This is a genomic window from Kitasatospora sp. NPDC059827, from assembly GCF_042731675.1.
Lineage (GTDB): Bacteria > Actinomycetota > Actinomycetes > Streptomycetales > Streptomycetaceae > Kitasatospora.
The window spans coordinates 1-14,369 of sequence record NZ_JBHWIV010000093.1; the positions used below are offsets into that span (position 1 = coordinate 1).

At 73.5% G+C, this 14,369-nt stretch carries 15 protein-coding genes and 1 pseudogene; 12 read left to right on the forward strand and 4 right to left on the reverse strand.

From position 1 onward, the window contains the following. Positions 1-126 precede the first annotated feature (126 nt). Entirely contained in the window at positions 127-996 is an 870-nt protein-coding gene (locus ACFV8H_RS35290) for a 3-hydroxybutyryl-CoA dehydrogenase (protein WP_380408045.1), read from the reverse strand. Positions 997-1,280: 284 nt separating this feature from the next. On the opposite strand from ACFV8H_RS35290, the gene ACFV8H_RS35295 reads away from it, so the two are divergent. Next, complete coding sequence (locus ACFV8H_RS35295; RefSeq protein WP_380408047.1) at positions 1,281-2,099, forward strand: SDR family NAD(P)-dependent oxidoreductase; 819 nt, start codon at positions 1,281-1,283, stop codon at positions 2,097-2,099. A gap of 99 nt (positions 2,100-2,198) precedes the next feature. Here the strand turns inward: ACFV8H_RS35295 and ACFV8H_RS35300 are convergent, their stop codons facing one another. Further along, positions 2,199-3,137 carry a polysaccharide deacetylase family protein gene (locus ACFV8H_RS35300; protein ID WP_380408049.1) on the reverse strand — a complete coding sequence of 313 codons (939 nt, stop codon included), beginning with the start codon at positions 3,135-3,137 and terminating at the stop codon, positions 2,199-2,201. Between the two features lie 219 nt (positions 3,138-3,356). Between ACFV8H_RS35300 and ACFV8H_RS35305 the strand changes: the two genes are divergently transcribed. From ACFV8H_RS35305 to ACFV8H_RS35315, 3 genes and pseudogenes are all read left to right on the forward strand, one after another. Beyond that, positions 3,357-4,247: an SAM-dependent methyltransferase gene (locus tag ACFV8H_RS35305; RefSeq protein ID WP_380408051.1), complete on the forward strand. Its 891-nt coding sequence runs from the start codon at positions 3,357-3,359 to the stop codon at positions 4,245-4,247. 137 nt (positions 4,248-4,384) lie between these two features. After that, positions 4,385-4,627, forward strand: coding sequence for a hypothetical protein (locus ACFV8H_RS35310; RefSeq protein ID WP_380408053.1), 243 nt, complete (start codon positions 4,385-4,387; stop codon positions 4,625-4,627). A 23-nt stretch (positions 4,628-4,650) separates the two neighbouring features. Next, positions 4,651-4,818 (forward strand): annotated as a pseudogene (locus ACFV8H_RS35315) (FBP domain-containing protein); the annotation flags it as partial. 101 nt (positions 4,819-4,919) lie between these two features. Here the strand turns inward: ACFV8H_RS35315 and ACFV8H_RS35320 are convergent. After that, the gene (locus tag ACFV8H_RS35320; protein ID WP_380408055.1) at positions 4,920-5,297 is read right to left on the reverse strand and encodes an RNA-binding S4 domain-containing protein; all 378 of its coding nucleotides are present in this window, start codon (positions 5,295-5,297) and stop codon (positions 4,920-4,922) included. 75 nt (positions 5,298-5,372) lie between these two features. Then, positions 5,373-5,777: a VOC family protein gene (locus ACFV8H_RS35325; RefSeq protein WP_380408057.1), complete on the reverse strand. Its 405-nt coding sequence runs from the start codon at positions 5,775-5,777 to the stop codon at positions 5,373-5,375. 83 nt (positions 5,778-5,860) lie between these two features. On the opposite strand from ACFV8H_RS35325, the gene ACFV8H_RS35330 reads away from it, so the two are divergent. The 8 genes from ACFV8H_RS35330 to ACFV8H_RS35365 all read left to right on the forward strand — a co-directional run bounded on the left by ACFV8H_RS35330 (position 5,861) and on the right by ACFV8H_RS35365 (position 14,186). Then, entirely contained in the window at positions 5,861-7,072 is a 1,212-nt protein-coding gene (locus ACFV8H_RS35330; RefSeq protein ID WP_380408059.1) for a methyltransferase, read from the forward strand. 150 nt (positions 7,073-7,222) lie between these two features. Beyond that, positions 7,223-8,251: an N-acetyl-gamma-glutamyl-phosphate reductase gene (gene argC, locus ACFV8H_RS35335; RefSeq protein ID WP_380408061.1), complete on the forward strand. Its 1,029-nt coding sequence runs from the start codon at positions 7,223-7,225 to the stop codon at positions 8,249-8,251. A 35-nt stretch (positions 8,252-8,286) separates the two neighbouring features. Beyond that, positions 8,287-9,435: a bifunctional glutamate N-acetyltransferase/amino-acid acetyltransferase ArgJ gene (gene argJ / locus ACFV8H_RS35340; protein WP_380408084.1), complete on the forward strand. Its 1,149-nt coding sequence runs from the start codon at positions 8,287-8,289 to the stop codon at positions 9,433-9,435. 165 nt (positions 9,436-9,600) lie between these two features. Continuing rightward, positions 9,601-10,476 carry an acetylglutamate kinase gene (gene argB, locus ACFV8H_RS35345; RefSeq protein ID WP_375890951.1) on the forward strand — a complete coding sequence of 292 codons (876 nt, stop codon included), beginning with the start codon at positions 9,601-9,603 and terminating at the stop codon, positions 10,474-10,476. Then, on the forward strand, positions 10,473-11,678 hold the full coding sequence (locus ACFV8H_RS35350; protein ID WP_380408063.1) for an acetylornithine transaminase: 1,206 nt from the start codon (positions 10,473-10,475) through the stop codon (positions 11,676-11,678). Before argB ends, ACFV8H_RS35350 begins: the two co-directional genes overlap by 4 nt. Positions 11,679-11,701: 23 nt before the next feature. Beyond that, on the forward strand, positions 11,702-12,247 hold the full coding sequence (locus ACFV8H_RS35355) for an arginine repressor (RefSeq protein WP_380408065.1): 546 nt from the start codon (positions 11,702-11,704) through the stop codon (positions 12,245-12,247). 130 nt (positions 12,248-12,377) lie between these two features. Beyond that, a complete protein-coding gene (argH, locus tag ACFV8H_RS35360; protein ID WP_380408067.1) occupies positions 12,378-13,802 on the forward strand; it encodes an argininosuccinate lyase in 1,425 nt (474 codons plus the stop codon). Positions 13,803-13,928: 126 nt separating this feature from the next. Continuing rightward, on the forward strand, positions 13,929-14,186 hold the full coding sequence (locus ACFV8H_RS35365) for a hypothetical protein (protein WP_375890924.1): 258 nt from the start codon (positions 13,929-13,931) through the stop codon (positions 14,184-14,186). Positions 14,187-14,369: the final 183 nt, after the last annotated feature.

Below are 14,369 nucleotides of genomic sequence, written 5' to 3' on the forward strand. Positions count from 1 at the left end.
CACCCCCATCCTCTGCGGCTTGTATTTTTTTATATACCACACCTACGGCGCGGGGGCGGCGGGGCGCCCGCCCCGGGGGCCCCCCCCACCCCGCCCCCGCCCCCCCCCCGCCCCTCACACCCGGGCTCAGGCGCTCGCGGTGTAGTCGTAGAAGCCGCGGCCGGACTTGCGGCCCAGCAGGCCGGCGTCGACCATCCGGGACAGCAGCGGGGGAGCGGCGTACAGCGGCTCCTTGTACTCGTCGTACATCGACTCGGCGATCGAGACGATGGTGTCCAGGCCGATCAGGTCGCACAGCCGCAGCGGGCCCATCGGGTGGGCGCAGCCGGCCTCCATGCCCTTGTCGATGTCGGAGGCGGTGGCCACGCCCGACTCGAACATCCGCACCGCGGACAGCAGGTACGGCACGAGCAGGGCGTTGACCACGAAGCCGGCCCGGTCGCGGGCCCGGATCGGCTCCTTGGCGAGGGCCTGGGTGGCGAAGGCCTCGACCCGCTCGGTGGTGGTCGCCGAGGTGGTCAGGGTCGGGATGACCTCGACCAGCTTCTGCACCGGCGCCGGGTTGAAGAAGTGCAGGCCGATGACCTGCTCCGGGCGGGAGGTGGCGGCGGCCAGCTTCACGATCGGGATCGAGGAGGTGTTGGAGGCCAGGATCGCGTCCCGGCGCTCGATGACCTGGTCCAGGGTCTGGAAGATCTTGACCTTGATGTCCTCGCGCTCGGCGACCGCCTCGACCACCAGGTCGCGGTCGGCGAAGTCGGACAGGTCGGTGGTGAAGGACAGCCGGGACAGCGCCTCGTCCCGCTGCTCGGGGCTCAGCTTGCCGCGCTTGACCGCCGTGTCCAGGGAGTTGGTCAGCCGGGTGCGGCCGAACTCCAGCGCCTCACCGCTGGCCTCCGACACCAGGACGTCCAGTCCGGCCCGGGCGAAGACCTCGGCGATGCCCGACCCCATGAGACCGCAGCCGACTACTCCGACGCGTGCGATGTCACTCACTCAGTTGCCCTTCGGTGGTGCTGGGGGTCGCCCAGCGAACTGGTGGCCCAGCGAGCTCGCTGGTCAACGGGTCGGTGTACCGGAATGGGTGCACCGGTCACCGCCCCGACGACGTTACTACTCCGTACTCGCCAGTAGGTCACCCCCTCCCCGGCGCAGTGCCAGCCCGGACGGCCCCCCGATCGGGTGAGGCCGCACCGCCTGCGGGTGCGCCCGGGCCCGCCGCCGCCCGCCGCCGGACAGAATGCCGCAGACGGGGGCCGGGGACGGGAAGGGAGCACACGGTGCCGACGGGATCGCTCACAGGACAGGTCGCCCTGGTCACCGGCGGCGGCCGGGGCATCGGCCGCGAGATCGCCGTCGGCCTGGCCGCCGAGGGCATGGCCGTCGGCCTGGTCGGCCGCACCCACGAGACGCTGACCGACACCCTCAAGGAGTGCGTCAAGCACGGCTCCCGGGGCGTCGCCGTCACCGCGGACGTCTGCCGCCCCGGCTCGGTCCGGGAGGCCGTCCGGCTGGTCGAGCGCGACCTCGGCCCGATCGACCTGCTGGTCAACAACGCCGGCCTGGTCGACCGCGCCGAGGTGCCGCTCTGGGAGACCGACCCCAACCAGTGGTGGCAGGTGATCGAGACCAACCTGCGCGGCCCCTACAACCTGCTGCGCTGCGTCCTGCCCGGCATGGTCGCCCGCCGCAGCGGCCGGGTGGTCAACCTCAACTCCGGCTTCGCGCTGCGCCCGGACGGGCACTACACCGCGTACGCGACCTCCAAGGGCGCGCTGCTCCAGCTCTCCGACAACATGGCGGACACGCTGGCCGAGCACGACGTCGTGGTGCTCGACATCAGCCCCGGCGCGGTGGCCACCGACATGACCGCGGGGATGCCGATGTTCCGGGACATGAAGGCCTGGGGCTCGATCCCGTACATGGTCGCCGTCACCGTGGACGCCGCCCGGGGCCGCTTCGACGCGCTGCACGGGCGGTTCATCCACGCCGGGCGGGACGACCTGGCGGAGCTGGTCGCCCGGGCCGACGCGATCCGCGCGGTGGACGCCCGGACGCTGCGGTTGCGCCCGTACAAGGACGACGACCCGATGGTCTGACCGGCTTCGGCGGGCGGGCGGGCTGGCAGGCGGGGGCTCGGGCGGGAGCTCAGGCGCGGGGCGGGGGGAGCTTCGGCGGGGAGTTCCGGTCGGGGCCGGTCAGGCACACAGCTGGCTGGCGGTGACCGGCTTGAGCCCCGCCTTGGCCAGCCCGTCCAGGATCGCGGGCAGCGCGTCGATGGTGCACTGGTGCCCCATGTGCAGGGCCACCACCGAGCCGCCGCGCACCGAGCCCAGCACCCGGCGCTGGAGCTCGGCGGCGCTCGGGTCGTTGTAGTCCCGCGGGTCGACGTCGAAGGACAGCACGTGCTCGTAGCCGACGGCCTTGGCCTGGTCGCGCACCATCGAGGTGGCGTACTGCGCGGCGGAGGGACGGAACCAGCGGCCCATCGAGCCGGTCAGCTTCGTCAGCCGGTCGGCGCACTGGGCGATCTCGGCGCGGGCCTGGTCCGGTGTCATCGCGGAGATGTTGAGGTGGTTCTGGGTGTGGTTGCCCAGTTCGTGGCCGCCGTCCAGGATCCGCCGGGCCATCTGCGGCTGCTGGTCCAGCCAGCTGCCGACCGCCATCACGGTCAGCTTGACGCCGCGCTGCTCGGCGGCCTCCAGCAGGGTGGTGGCGAGCTTCGGGTCGCCGCTGCCGTGGACGGTGAGCGCCACGTTCTTGCCGGTGCGCGGCCCGTACACCACCTCGTACGGGGTGCCGGCTGCCAGCGGCGTCAGGACGGGCGGGGTCGGCGGGGCGGAGGCCGGCGCCGAGGCCTGGGCGGCGGCCGGGGTCGGTCCGCCACCGGGCTGCGGCTCACCCGCGGCACCCGGGGCGGTCGGGGCGGTCGGGGCGGGGGAGGCGGGCCCCTCGCCGCCGTTCCAGGCCGGGTCGGTGGTGTGCTGGGGGTCGACACTGCCGGGGTGGGCGGCGAGCGTCCCGGTGTCGGCCCGGCGGGGCGTGCCGCTGCCGCAGGAGGTCAGGAGTCCACCGGCGGCGGACAGGGCGGCCAGCTTGGCGGCGGTGCGCAGTACGGTGCGGCGGTCGGCAGTCATCGGCAGCCAGCATAGAGAGGGCGGACCCTCCCGGCGATCCGGCAGCGCCGTCCGACGCCGTCCGGCGCACCGTCTTTGACGTGCACACACTCCGTCTACCGGGTGTTGCAGGAACCTGAACTCCCGCTGTTTCCACGGCGTGTCGTTGGATACGATCACCGCGCACCGCGTGTTACGGGGCAGTAGGCACATTCCGGCATTGCGCATTGGGGGCGGAACATGATGCACCACGAGGACACCGCGGCCGTCGACCAGGACACCCGCACCGGCTGGGAGTGGGCCAGAGCGGACGACTGGCAGCCGCCGAGCGAGCTCGACACCGGCATCCCGCACACCGCCCGGATGTACGACTACTACCTGGGCGGCAAGGACAACTTCGAGGCCGACCGCAAAGCCGCCCAGGCCGCCATCGCCGCCTACCCGGCGCTGCCGCTGCTGGCCCGCACCAACCGCCAGTTCCTGGGCCGGGCCGTCGAGTTCGCGGCGGGCCGGGGGATCCGCCAGTTCGTCGACATCGGCACCGGCATCCCGACCGTCGGCTCCACCAGCGAGGTCGCCCAGCGGGTCGCCCCGGACGCCCGGGTGGTCTACGTCGACAACGACCCGATCGTCGCCACCCACGCCCGTGCCCTGCTGGCCGGGCACCCGGCCGGGCACACCTCGGTCATCGAGGCCGACCTGCGCGACCCGGAAGCGATCCTGCGCCACTCCGCGCTGGGCGCCGCCATCGACCTGTCCCAGCCCGTCGCGCTGATGCTCGTCGCCGTCCTGCACTTCATACGCGACGAGGAGGGCGCCCAGCAGATCGTCCGCACCCTGCGCGAGGTGCTCGCCCCCGGCAGCGCCCTGATCCTCTCCCACGGCAGCCCCGACTTCGCCTCCCGCGAGAGCGCCGCCGAGGGCACCCGGATCTACCGGAGCGCCAGCGCACCGCTGGTCCTGCGGCCCCGGGCCGGCGTCGAACCCTTCTTCGGGGACTTCGAGTTCGTCGGCCCCGGCCTCGTCCAACTCCCGCTCTGGCGCCCCACCGCGGGCCACCTCCGCACCACCGAACTGCCCGAGGGCTGGCAGGACGTCTCCGCCTACGCCGGCGTCGCCCTCAAGCCGTGACCGGGCCAGGCCCGACCGCGGGTCCGTGACGACGGCCGGCCCCGGCGCCCCCCTCCTGCGCCCGGGCCGGCCGCCCCACACCGAGCACACTACGTACGGGCACTGACAATCCCTCACCCTCCCGGCTACCCTGCGGCGTGACCACCGACCTGCCGCCGCTGCCCACCGACGTCGCCGAGCTGCTGCGGAGCGTCGACGCCCCGCCCCGACTGGTCGCCCACCTCGCGCTGGTGCACCAGGTCGCCGAGCAGGTCGTCGAGTTCTGCGCCGCCGAGGGCCTGGCCTTCGACCACCACGCCGTCCGCTACGGCGCCGCCACCCACGACATCGGCAAGGTCGTCCACCCCGAGGAGCTCTCGGGCCCGGCTGGGAGGAATTGACGCGACAGCGCGGGGCGGGCGGTGTGAGGTTCCGCGGCACCGAACCCCTCACCGACCTCGAGATCCGCGCGTCCTTCGTCAACTGCTCCAAGGGCGAGGCCCGTCGGCTCAACCTGCCCCGGGGCCTGGCCGAACTGCCGTGGGCGGAATTGGACTTCCTCGGCCTGCGGGACCAGGGCGCGCCCGACCGGCCGCCCGTACGGTGGGCGACCTCGACGCCTTCCTCGCCAAGGTGCTCACCGACACGGACACCGACACCGCCGCCGACTGAGGTCCTTCCCCGCGCGAGCGGCTACCGTCCCCCGCGCAGCTGGTCCAGGTCGCGGCGCTCCCGCTTGGTCGGGCGCCCCGCGCCGCGGTCCCGCTCGAAGGTCGGGGCCACGAACTCGCGCGGCGGCCGCGGCGTACTGTTGTCGACCAGGCACTCCGCCGCGACCGGGGCGCCGACCCGCTTGCGGATCAGCTTGGTCACCACGACGACCCGCTCGTACCCCTCCTCGCGGACCCGGACCTCGTCCCCGGGCCTGAGGGTCTGCGCCGGCTTGGCCCGCTCGCCGTTCACCCGGACGTGCCCGGCCTTGCAGGCCGCCGCCGCCAGCGCACGCGTCCTGGCCAGCCGGACCGACCAGATCCAGACGTCCACCCGCACGCTTCCCTGTTCCTCAGCCATTCCGCGAGCCTACCCACGCCGTGGGCCGAGCCCGGCCCGGCCCACGGCGTGGGTAGGAGTCGCAGGACGCAGGGCCTAGGCCGCGAGGGGGACTTCCTGGACGGCCCAGCCGTTGCCGTCCGGGTCGTTGAAGAACACGAAGTTGTTCCAGGCCTCGCCGTGCCCGTTCACCCGGGCTCCGGCCACGAAGTGCTGGACGGGGCTGACCACCACGCCCCGCGCGGTGAGCTCCGCGTGGGCCTTCTCGATGTCCGGCACCACCAGTTGGAGGCCCTTCACCGAGCCGGGCGCCGCTTCGATCACCCCGGCGCCGACCACGATCGAGCAGCGTGAGCCGGGGGGAGTCAGCTGGACCACCCGGACCCCGTCGCGCAGGCGGGTGTCGTGGTCCACGGTGAAGCCGGCCTGCTCCTCGTAGAAGAGCTTCGCGCGGTCCACGTCCGACACCGGGACCACCACGACTTCGAGCTTCCAGTCCATCGCCCTCACCCCTCTCGGTCGGGCTCTTCCAGTATCTGCCCGAAACCGTTCCCCGGCGGACCTTCGGATAGCCTGAGAACACGATGAATCCGCAGACCACGCCCGCTTCGTCACCCTCGGCCACCGCCTTCGCGACCCCCTGGGGCTCCCTCGACCTCACCCGCTTCCCCGCGGACCCCCGCGAGCGGCTGCGGGCCTGGGACGCCGCCGACGAGTACCTGCTGCGCCACCTCGCCGGCGAGGCCGACAGCGCCGGCGGCGCCGCCACCGAGCTGGCCGGCCGCCGGATCGCCGTCCTCGGCGACCGCTGGGGCGCGCTGGCCACCGCGCTGGCACCGTACGGACCGGTCCAGATCAGCGACTCCCACCTCGGCCGGCAGGCCACCCGGGAGAACCTCGCCCGGGCCGGCGCCGCCGTCGACGAGGAGCGGCTGCGCACCACCCGGGACACCCCGCCGGAGCGCATCGACGTCCTGCTGGTGCGGGTGCCCAAGAGCCTGGCCCTGCTGGAGGACCAGCTGCACCGGCTCGCCCCGGCCCTCCACCCCGGCACGGTGGTGATCGGCACCGGCATGGTCGCCGAGATCCACACCTCCACCCTGCAGCTGTTCGAGAAGGTGCTCGGCCCGACCCGCACCTCGCTGGCCGTCCGCAAGGCCCGGCTGATCTTCTGCACCCCCGATCCGGCGCTCGATCCCGGCCCCAACCCGTGGCCGCACCGCTACGCGCTGCCGTCGGACATCGGCCCCGCCGCCGGGCGCACCGTGGTCAACCACGCGGGCACCTTCTGTGCCGAACGGCTCGACATCGGCACCCGGTTCTTCCTGGCCCACCTGCCCACCCCCGCCCCGGGCGACCGGGTGGTGGACCTCGGCTGCGGCAACGGCGTGGTCGGCACCGCGGCCGCGCTGGCCGGGCCGGGCGCGGAGCTGGTGTTCGTGGACGAGTCCCACCAGGCGGTGGCCTCCGCCGAGGAGACCTTCCGCGCCAACCTGGGCCCGGACGCCCCGGCCGAGTTCCGCACCGCGGACGCGCTCGACCCGGCGGTGTTCGCCCCGGGCTCGGTGGACCTGGTGCTCAACAACCCGCCGTTCCACTCCCACCAGGCCACCACCGACGCCACCGCCTGGCGGATGTTCACCGGCGCCCGGCGGGCGCTGCGGCCCGGTGGCGAGCTGTGGGTGGTCGGCAACCGTCACCTCGGCTACCACGTCAAGCTGCGCAAGCTGTTCGGCAACTGCCAACTCGTCGCCGGGAATCCGAAGTTCGTGGTGCTGCGAGCCGTGAAGCGCTGACCGGGGGCCGTCGGCGGCACAGTCCGCCGGCGCCCGGGCCCGTCGCACCGGCGGGGAGTCCGGGGCTCCGGGGGCTCCGGGGGCTCCGGGCTCAGCCTTGCATGGATTTTCCCTCCCGCGTATATTCATGCCACGACCAAGGAGGAAGCCATGGCTTTGCGAGTCGCCGTCGCCGGCGCGAGCGGGTACGCGGGCGGTGAGGTGCTGCGCCTGCTGCTCGGCCACCCGGAGGTGGAGATCGGGGCGCTGACCGGCGGCTCGAACGCGGGCACCAGGCTCGGCGCGCTGCAGCCGCACCTGATCCCGCTGGCCGACCGTGTGCTCGAACCCACCACCCCCGAGGTGCTGGCCGACCACGACGTGGTGTTCCTGGCGCTGCCGCACGGCCAGTCCGCCGCCGTCGCCGAAGCCCTCGGCCAGAACGTCCTGGTGATCGACTGCGGCGCCGACTTCCGGCTCAAGGCCGCCGCCGACTGGGAGCAGTTCTACGGCTCCGCCCACGCCGGCACCTGGCCCTACGGCCTGCCCGAACTCCCCGGCCACCGCGACGCGTTGAAGGGCAGCAACCGGATCGCCGTGCCCGGCTGCTACCCGACGGCCGTGTCCCTGGCGCTGTTCCCGGCCTACGCGGCCGGCCTCGCCGAGCCGGAGGCCGTGGTGGTCGCCGCCTCCGGCACCTCCGGCGCCGGCAAGGCCGCCAAGACCCACCTGCTGGGCAGCGAGGTGATGGGCAGCGTCAGCCCGTACGGCGTCGGCGGCGTGCACCGGCACACCCCGGAGATGGTGCAGAACCTCACCCCGCTGGCCGGCGAGCCGCTGACCGTCTCCTTCACCCCCACCCTCGTCCCGATGCCGCGCGGCATCCTCGCCACCTGCTCCGCCAAGGCCAAGCCGGGCGTGAGCGCCGAGGAGCTGCGCGCCGCGTACGCCGAGGCCTTCGCCGACGAGCCCTTCGTCCACCTGCTGCCCGAGGGGCAGTGGCCGCAGACCAGCAGCGTCTACGGTGCCAACACCGCCCTGGTCCAGGTCGCCCTGGACGCCACCGCCGGGCGGATCATCGCGATCAGCGCGATCGACAACCTGGTCAAGGGCACCGCGGGCGGCGCGGTGCAGAGCATGAACATCGCCCTCGGCCTGCCCGAGGAGCTGGGCCTTCCCCTGAACGGAGTCGCACCGTGACCACCCCCGACACCGGCGTGACCCCCGGCACCGGCGTGACCGCCGCCAAGGGCTTCCGGGCCGCCGGCGTGACCGCGGGCATCAAGGCCTCCGGCACCCCGGACCTCGCCCTGGTGGTCAACGACGGCCCCTCGTTCGCCGCGGCCGGCGTCTTCACCGCCAACCGGGTCAAGGCCGCGCCCGTGCTCTGGTCCCAGCAGGTCCTCAAGGGCGGCCGGGTCTCCGCCGTCGTCCTCAACTCCGGTGGCGCCAACGCCTGTACCGGCCCGGCCGGCTTCCAGGACACCCACGCCACCGCGGAGAAGGTCGCCGCCGAGCTGGACCTCAGCGCCGGCGAGGTCGCCGTCGCCTCCACCGGCCTGATCGGCGTCCGGCTGCCGATGGACGTGCTGCTGCCCGGTGTCGCCCTGGCCGCCCGGGAGCTCAGCGAGGCCGGCGGGGAGTCCGCCGCGATCGCCATCAAGACCACCGACACCGTGCACAAGACCGCGCAGGTCACCAGCCCGGCGGGCTGGACGGTCGGCGGCATGGCCAAGGGCGCGGGCATGCTCGCCCCGAGCCTGGCCACCATGCTGGTCGTGCTCACCACCGACGCCGACGTGGACAGCGCCGCCCTGGACGCCGCCCTGCGCGGCGCCACCCGCACCACCTTCGACCGGATCGACTCCGACGGCTGCATGTCGACCAACGACACCGTGCTGCTGCTGGCCTCCGGCGCCTCCGGCACCGCCCCGGACGCGGCCGAGTTCGCCGAGGCCGTCCGCACCGTCAGCGCCGACCTGGCCCGCCAGCTGATCGGCGACGCCGAGGGCGCCAGCAAGGACATCCGGATCGACGTCACCGGCGCGGCCACCGAGGACGAGGCCGTCGAGGTCGCCCGGACGATCAGCCGCAACAACCTGCTCAAGTGCGCCATCCACGGCGAGGACCCCAACTGGGGCCGGGTGCTGTCCGCGATCGGCACCACCTCCGCCACCTTCGAGCCGGACCGGCTCGACGTCGCCATCAACGGCGTCTGGGTCTGCCAGGACGGCGGCGTCGGCGAGGACCGCGACCTGGTGGACATGAAGGGCCGCGACGTCGTCATCACCGCGAACCTCAACGCCGGTACGGCGAGCGCCTCGCTGTGGACCAACGACCTCACCGCCGACTACGTCCACGAGAACAGCGCCTACTCCAGCTGAGCGCCGCGGCACCCGAGCCCGGCCGCACCACGGCACCGCCGGGCCGCCGATCCGCGACATCCTCCCCCCGCCTGCGGCCGGGGGGACCCCCATCGACGAGGGAAACCCGTGCAGATCGCACCCAAGGGCGAACAGGCCCGCAACAACACCGCGTTGCCCAAGGCCATGACGCTGATCGAGGCGCTGCCCTGGCTGGAGCGCTTCCACGGCAAGACCATCGTGATCAAGTTCGGCGGCAACGCCATGGTCGACGAGAGCCTCAAGGCGGCCTTCGCCCAGGACGTCGTCTTCCTCCGCTACGCCGGACTGCACCCCGTCGTGGTGCACGGCGGCGGCCCGCAGATCAGCGCCCAACTGGACCGGCTGGGCCTGGAGTCCAGCTTCACCAACGGCCTGCGGGTCACCACCCCCGAAACCATGGACGTGGTCCGGATGGTGCTGGCCGGCCAGGTGCAGCGCGAGCTGGTCGGCCTGCTCAACGAGCACGGCCCGTTCGCCGTCGGCATGACCGGCGAGGACGCCCACACCATGACGGCCGTCAAGCGCTACGCCGTGGTGGACGGCGAGCAGGTCGACATCGGCCTGGTCGGCGACATCGTCAACATCGAGGCCGGCGCCGTGAAGGCGCTGATCGCCGACGGCCGGATCCCGGTCATCTCCTCGATCGCCCGCGGCGCCGACGGCCACGTCTACAACATCAACGCCGACACCGCCGCCTCCGCCCTGGCGGTCTCGCTCGGCGCCGAGATGCTGGTGGTGCTGACCGACGTCGAGGGCCTGTACAAGGACTGGCCGAACTCCGACGACGTGATCAGCCAGCTCAACGCGAGCGAACTGGACGCACTGCTGCCGGGCCTGGCCAGCGGCATGCTCCCCAAGATGGAGGGCTGCCTGCGCGCCGTCCGCTCCGGCGTGGGCACCGCCCGCGTCCTGGACGGCCGGGTGCAGCACAGCCTGCTGCTGGAGATCTTCACCGACGAGGGCATCGGCACGATGGTCGTGCCGGACGACGAGCCGACCGTGACCGGGGGACTGGCATGACGCACAACGAGCAGCTCACCGACCGGTGGCAGCACGCCTTCACCGACAACTACGGCACCCCCCGGATCCCGCTGGTGCGCGGCGAGGGCGTCAAGCTCTGGGACGCCGACGGCAAGGAGTACACCGACCTGCTCGGCGGCATCGCCGTCAACGCCCTCGGCACCGCCCACCCGGCCGTGGTCGAGGCGGTCAGCCGGCAGATCGCCACCCTCGGCCACGTCTCCAACCTCTTCATGGCCGAGCCGACCATCGCCCTCGCCGAGCGGCTGCTGGCGCTGGACGGCCGGGAGGGCGGCCGGGTGTTCTTCTGCAACTCCGGCGCCGAGGCCAACGAGGCCGCCTTCAAGATCAGCCGACGGACCGGCCGCACCCACCTGGTCGCCCTCCAGGGCGCCTTCCACGGCCGGACCATGGGCGCCCTCGCGCTCACCGGCCAGCCCGCCAAGCAGGCGCCGTTCCGCCCGCTGCCCGGTGACGTCACCCACGTCCCGTTCGGCGACGTCGAGGCGCTGCGCGCGGCCGTCACCACCGACACCGCCGCCGTCTTCCTGGAGCCGATCCAGGGCGAGAACGGCGCGATCCCGCTGCCCGACGGCTACCTGAGGGCCGCCCGCGAGATCACCCGGGCCACAGGCACCCTGCTGGTCCTGGACGAGATCCAGACCGGCATCGGCCGGACCGGGTACTGGTACGCCCACCAGGCCTGCGAGGGCGTCGAGCCGGACGTGGTCACCCTGGCCAAGGCGCTCGGCGGCGGTCTGCCGATGGGCGCGGTGCTGGCCTTCGGCCCGGCCGCCGAGCTGCTCACCCCGGGCCAGCACGGCACCACCTTCGGCGGCAACCCGGTGGCCGCCGCGGCCGGGCTCGCGGTGCTGGACACCATCGAGTCCGAGGGCCTGCTGGAGCACGTCCGCAAGATCGGCGACCGGCTGCGGCACGGCGTCGAGGCGCTCGGCGACCCGCTGGTCTCGCACGTGCGCGGGGCCGGACTGCTGCTCGGCATCGTGCTGACCCGGCCGCTGTCGGCCCAGGTCCAGGCGGTCGCCCAGCAGGCGGGCTTCCTCGTCAACGCGGCCGTTCCGGACGCCGTACGGCTGGCGCCGCCGCTGGTGCTGAGCGAGCAGGAGGCGGACGCCTTCCTCGCGGCCCTGCCGGAGATCCTCCGAACGGTGCGCGAGAGCGCCCCGGCCGATGCGAGTTGACCATCGTCCGGGAGAATAATCACATGACCGATTCCCGCTCCGGCTCCGCCGCCGGCCCGACGTCGCAGGTCCCGCAGACCCGCACCGCGCGCCACCGGCGGATCGTGGACCTGCTCACCCGCCAGCCCGTGCGTTCGCAGAGCCAGCTCGCCAAGCTGCTCGCCGACGACGGACTCGTGGTCACCCAGGCCACCCTCTCCCGGGACCTGGACGAGCTGGGCGCGGTCAAGATCCGCAACCGGGACGGCGCGCTGATCTACGCCGTCCCCGCCGAGGGCGGCGACCGCACCCCGCGCGCACCGATGGGGGAGTCGGCCAGCGAGGGCCGGATGGCCCGGCTGGCGGGCGAGCTGATGGTCTCCGCGACGGCCTCCGGCAACCTGGTCGTGCTGCGCACCCCGCCGGGCGCCGCGCAGTTCCTCGCCTCGGCGATCGACCAGGCCGAGGTCTTCGAGATCATCGGCACCATCGCGGGCGACGACACCGTGCTGCTGATCAGCCGGGACCCGGCGGGCGGCCAGGCGCTGGCCGACCACCTCATGCAACTCGCCCAGGCCAAGGCGCAGTAGGGCCGCGGCACCCACAGCCCCGGCAACCACAGCCCCGGTCGAAGGATCCCCTTCGACCGGGGTTTTGTGTTCCATACGGAGTGATGCATACTTATGCCACCCACCGCACATGTGTGAAGGAGCCACCGCGATGACCGCCCAGCAGTCCTCCGACGTCCGCCTCTGGGGCGCGCGCTTCGCCGACGGCCCGTCCGAGGCGCTGGCCAGGCTCTCCGCCTCGGTCCACTTCGACTGGCGGCTCGCCCCCTACGACATCGCCGGCTCCAAGGCCCACGCCCGGGTGCTGCACAAGGCGGGCCTGCTCTCCGACGAGGAGCTGGCCGGCATGCTGGCCGGACTCGACCGACTGCTCGCCGACGTCGAGGCAGGGACCTTCGTCGGCACCGTCGCCGACGAGGACGTCCACACCGCCCTGGAGCGGGGCCTGCTGGAGCGCCTCGGCCCCGACCTCGGCGGCAAGCTGCGGGCCGGGCGCTCGCGCAACGACCAGATCGCCACCCTGTTCCGGATGTACCTGCGCGACCACGCCAGGACCATCGGCGGCCTGCTGCTCGACCTCCAGGGCGCCCTGGTCGGCCTGGCCGAGGCGCACCCGGACACCGCGATGCCCGGCCGCACCCACCTCCAGCACGCCCAGCCGGTGCTCTTCGCCCACCACGTCCTCGCGCACGTGCAGGCCCTCGGCCGGGACGCCGAGCGGCTGCGCCAGTGGGACGCCCGCACCGCCGTCTCCCCGTACGGTTCCGGCGCGCTGGCCGGCTCCTCGCTCGGCCTCGACCCGCAGGCCGTCGCCGCCGACCTCGGCTTCGAGGGCGGCTCGGTCGGCAACTCCATCGACGGCACCGCCTCGCGCGACTTCGTCGCCGAGTTCGCCTTCGTCACCGCGATGATCGGGATCAACCTCTCCCGGATCGCGGAGGAGGTGATCATCTGGAACACCAAGGAGTTCGGCTTCATCACCCTGCACGACGCCTTCTCCACCGGCTCCTCGATCATGCCGCAGAAGAAGAACCCGGACATCGCCGAGCTCGCCCGCGGCAAGTCCGGCCGCCTGATCGGCAACCTCACCGGCCTGCTCGCCACCCTCAAGGCGCTTCCGCTCGCCTACAACCGGGACCTCCAGGAGGACAAGGAGCCGGTCTTCGACTCCTGCGACACCCTGGAGGTGCTGCTGCCCGCGTTCACCGGGATGATGGCCACCCTCACCGTGCACCGGGAGCGGCTGGAGGAGCTGGCCCCGGCCGGTTTCTCGCTCGCCACCGACATCGCCGAGTGGCTGGTCAAGCAGGGCGTGCCGTTCCGGGTCGCGCACGAGGTGGCCGGAGCCTGCGTCAAGGCCTGCGAGGCGCAGGGCATCGAACTGTCCGACCTGACCGACGAGCAGTTCGCCTCGATCTCCGAGCACCTGACCCCCGAGGTCCGCACGGTGCTCAGCGTGCACGGCGCCATCGCCGCCCGCGACGGGCGCGGCGGCACCGCCCCCTCGGCCGTCGCGGTCCAGCTCGCCGAGGTGAAGGCGGACCTGGCGCGGCAGCAGGAGTGGGCCCAGGGCTGATCCCCGCCCCGGGATCGACCCCTGGAGCAGCGCGCGAGGGGCGCGGCGGTCCGACCGTCGCGCCCCTCCCGCGTGCGCGCCCCGGTCCGGGCGTAACCGGCCCCGCCCGGGCCCGTCATGCACGGTGTGTGCACACCCCTTTCTCCCGTCCCCTCCGCCGAGGACGTCTACCTCGCCGAGCAGCGCCGCCGCGTGGTCCGCGAGACCGTCGCCGCCCTGCCCGGCCGCTGCCCGGAGCTGATCGCCGCCCTCGCCGAGGATCCGCCGCCCACCTACCGGGAGCTCTCCGAGCGCCTCGGCATGCCGCGCGGCTCGATCGGCCCCACCCGGTCCCGCTGCCTGGCCTGCCTGCGCCTCCTGCTGCACGCCGAGCGCTACCCCTGATCGGCGGCCCGCCTCACCCGGGTGCCCCACACCCGCTCCCGCCGCTCACCGCCCGTCACCGGTCGCTCGCTCCACCCCCCAGCGCGGCGTGACCCTGGCCACGTCTGCCCCGCCGAAGGTTGAGGGAACCTGACACCCGGGTAGCACGCTGGCGAACGTCACTCTTGACGGTGGCGCATACGC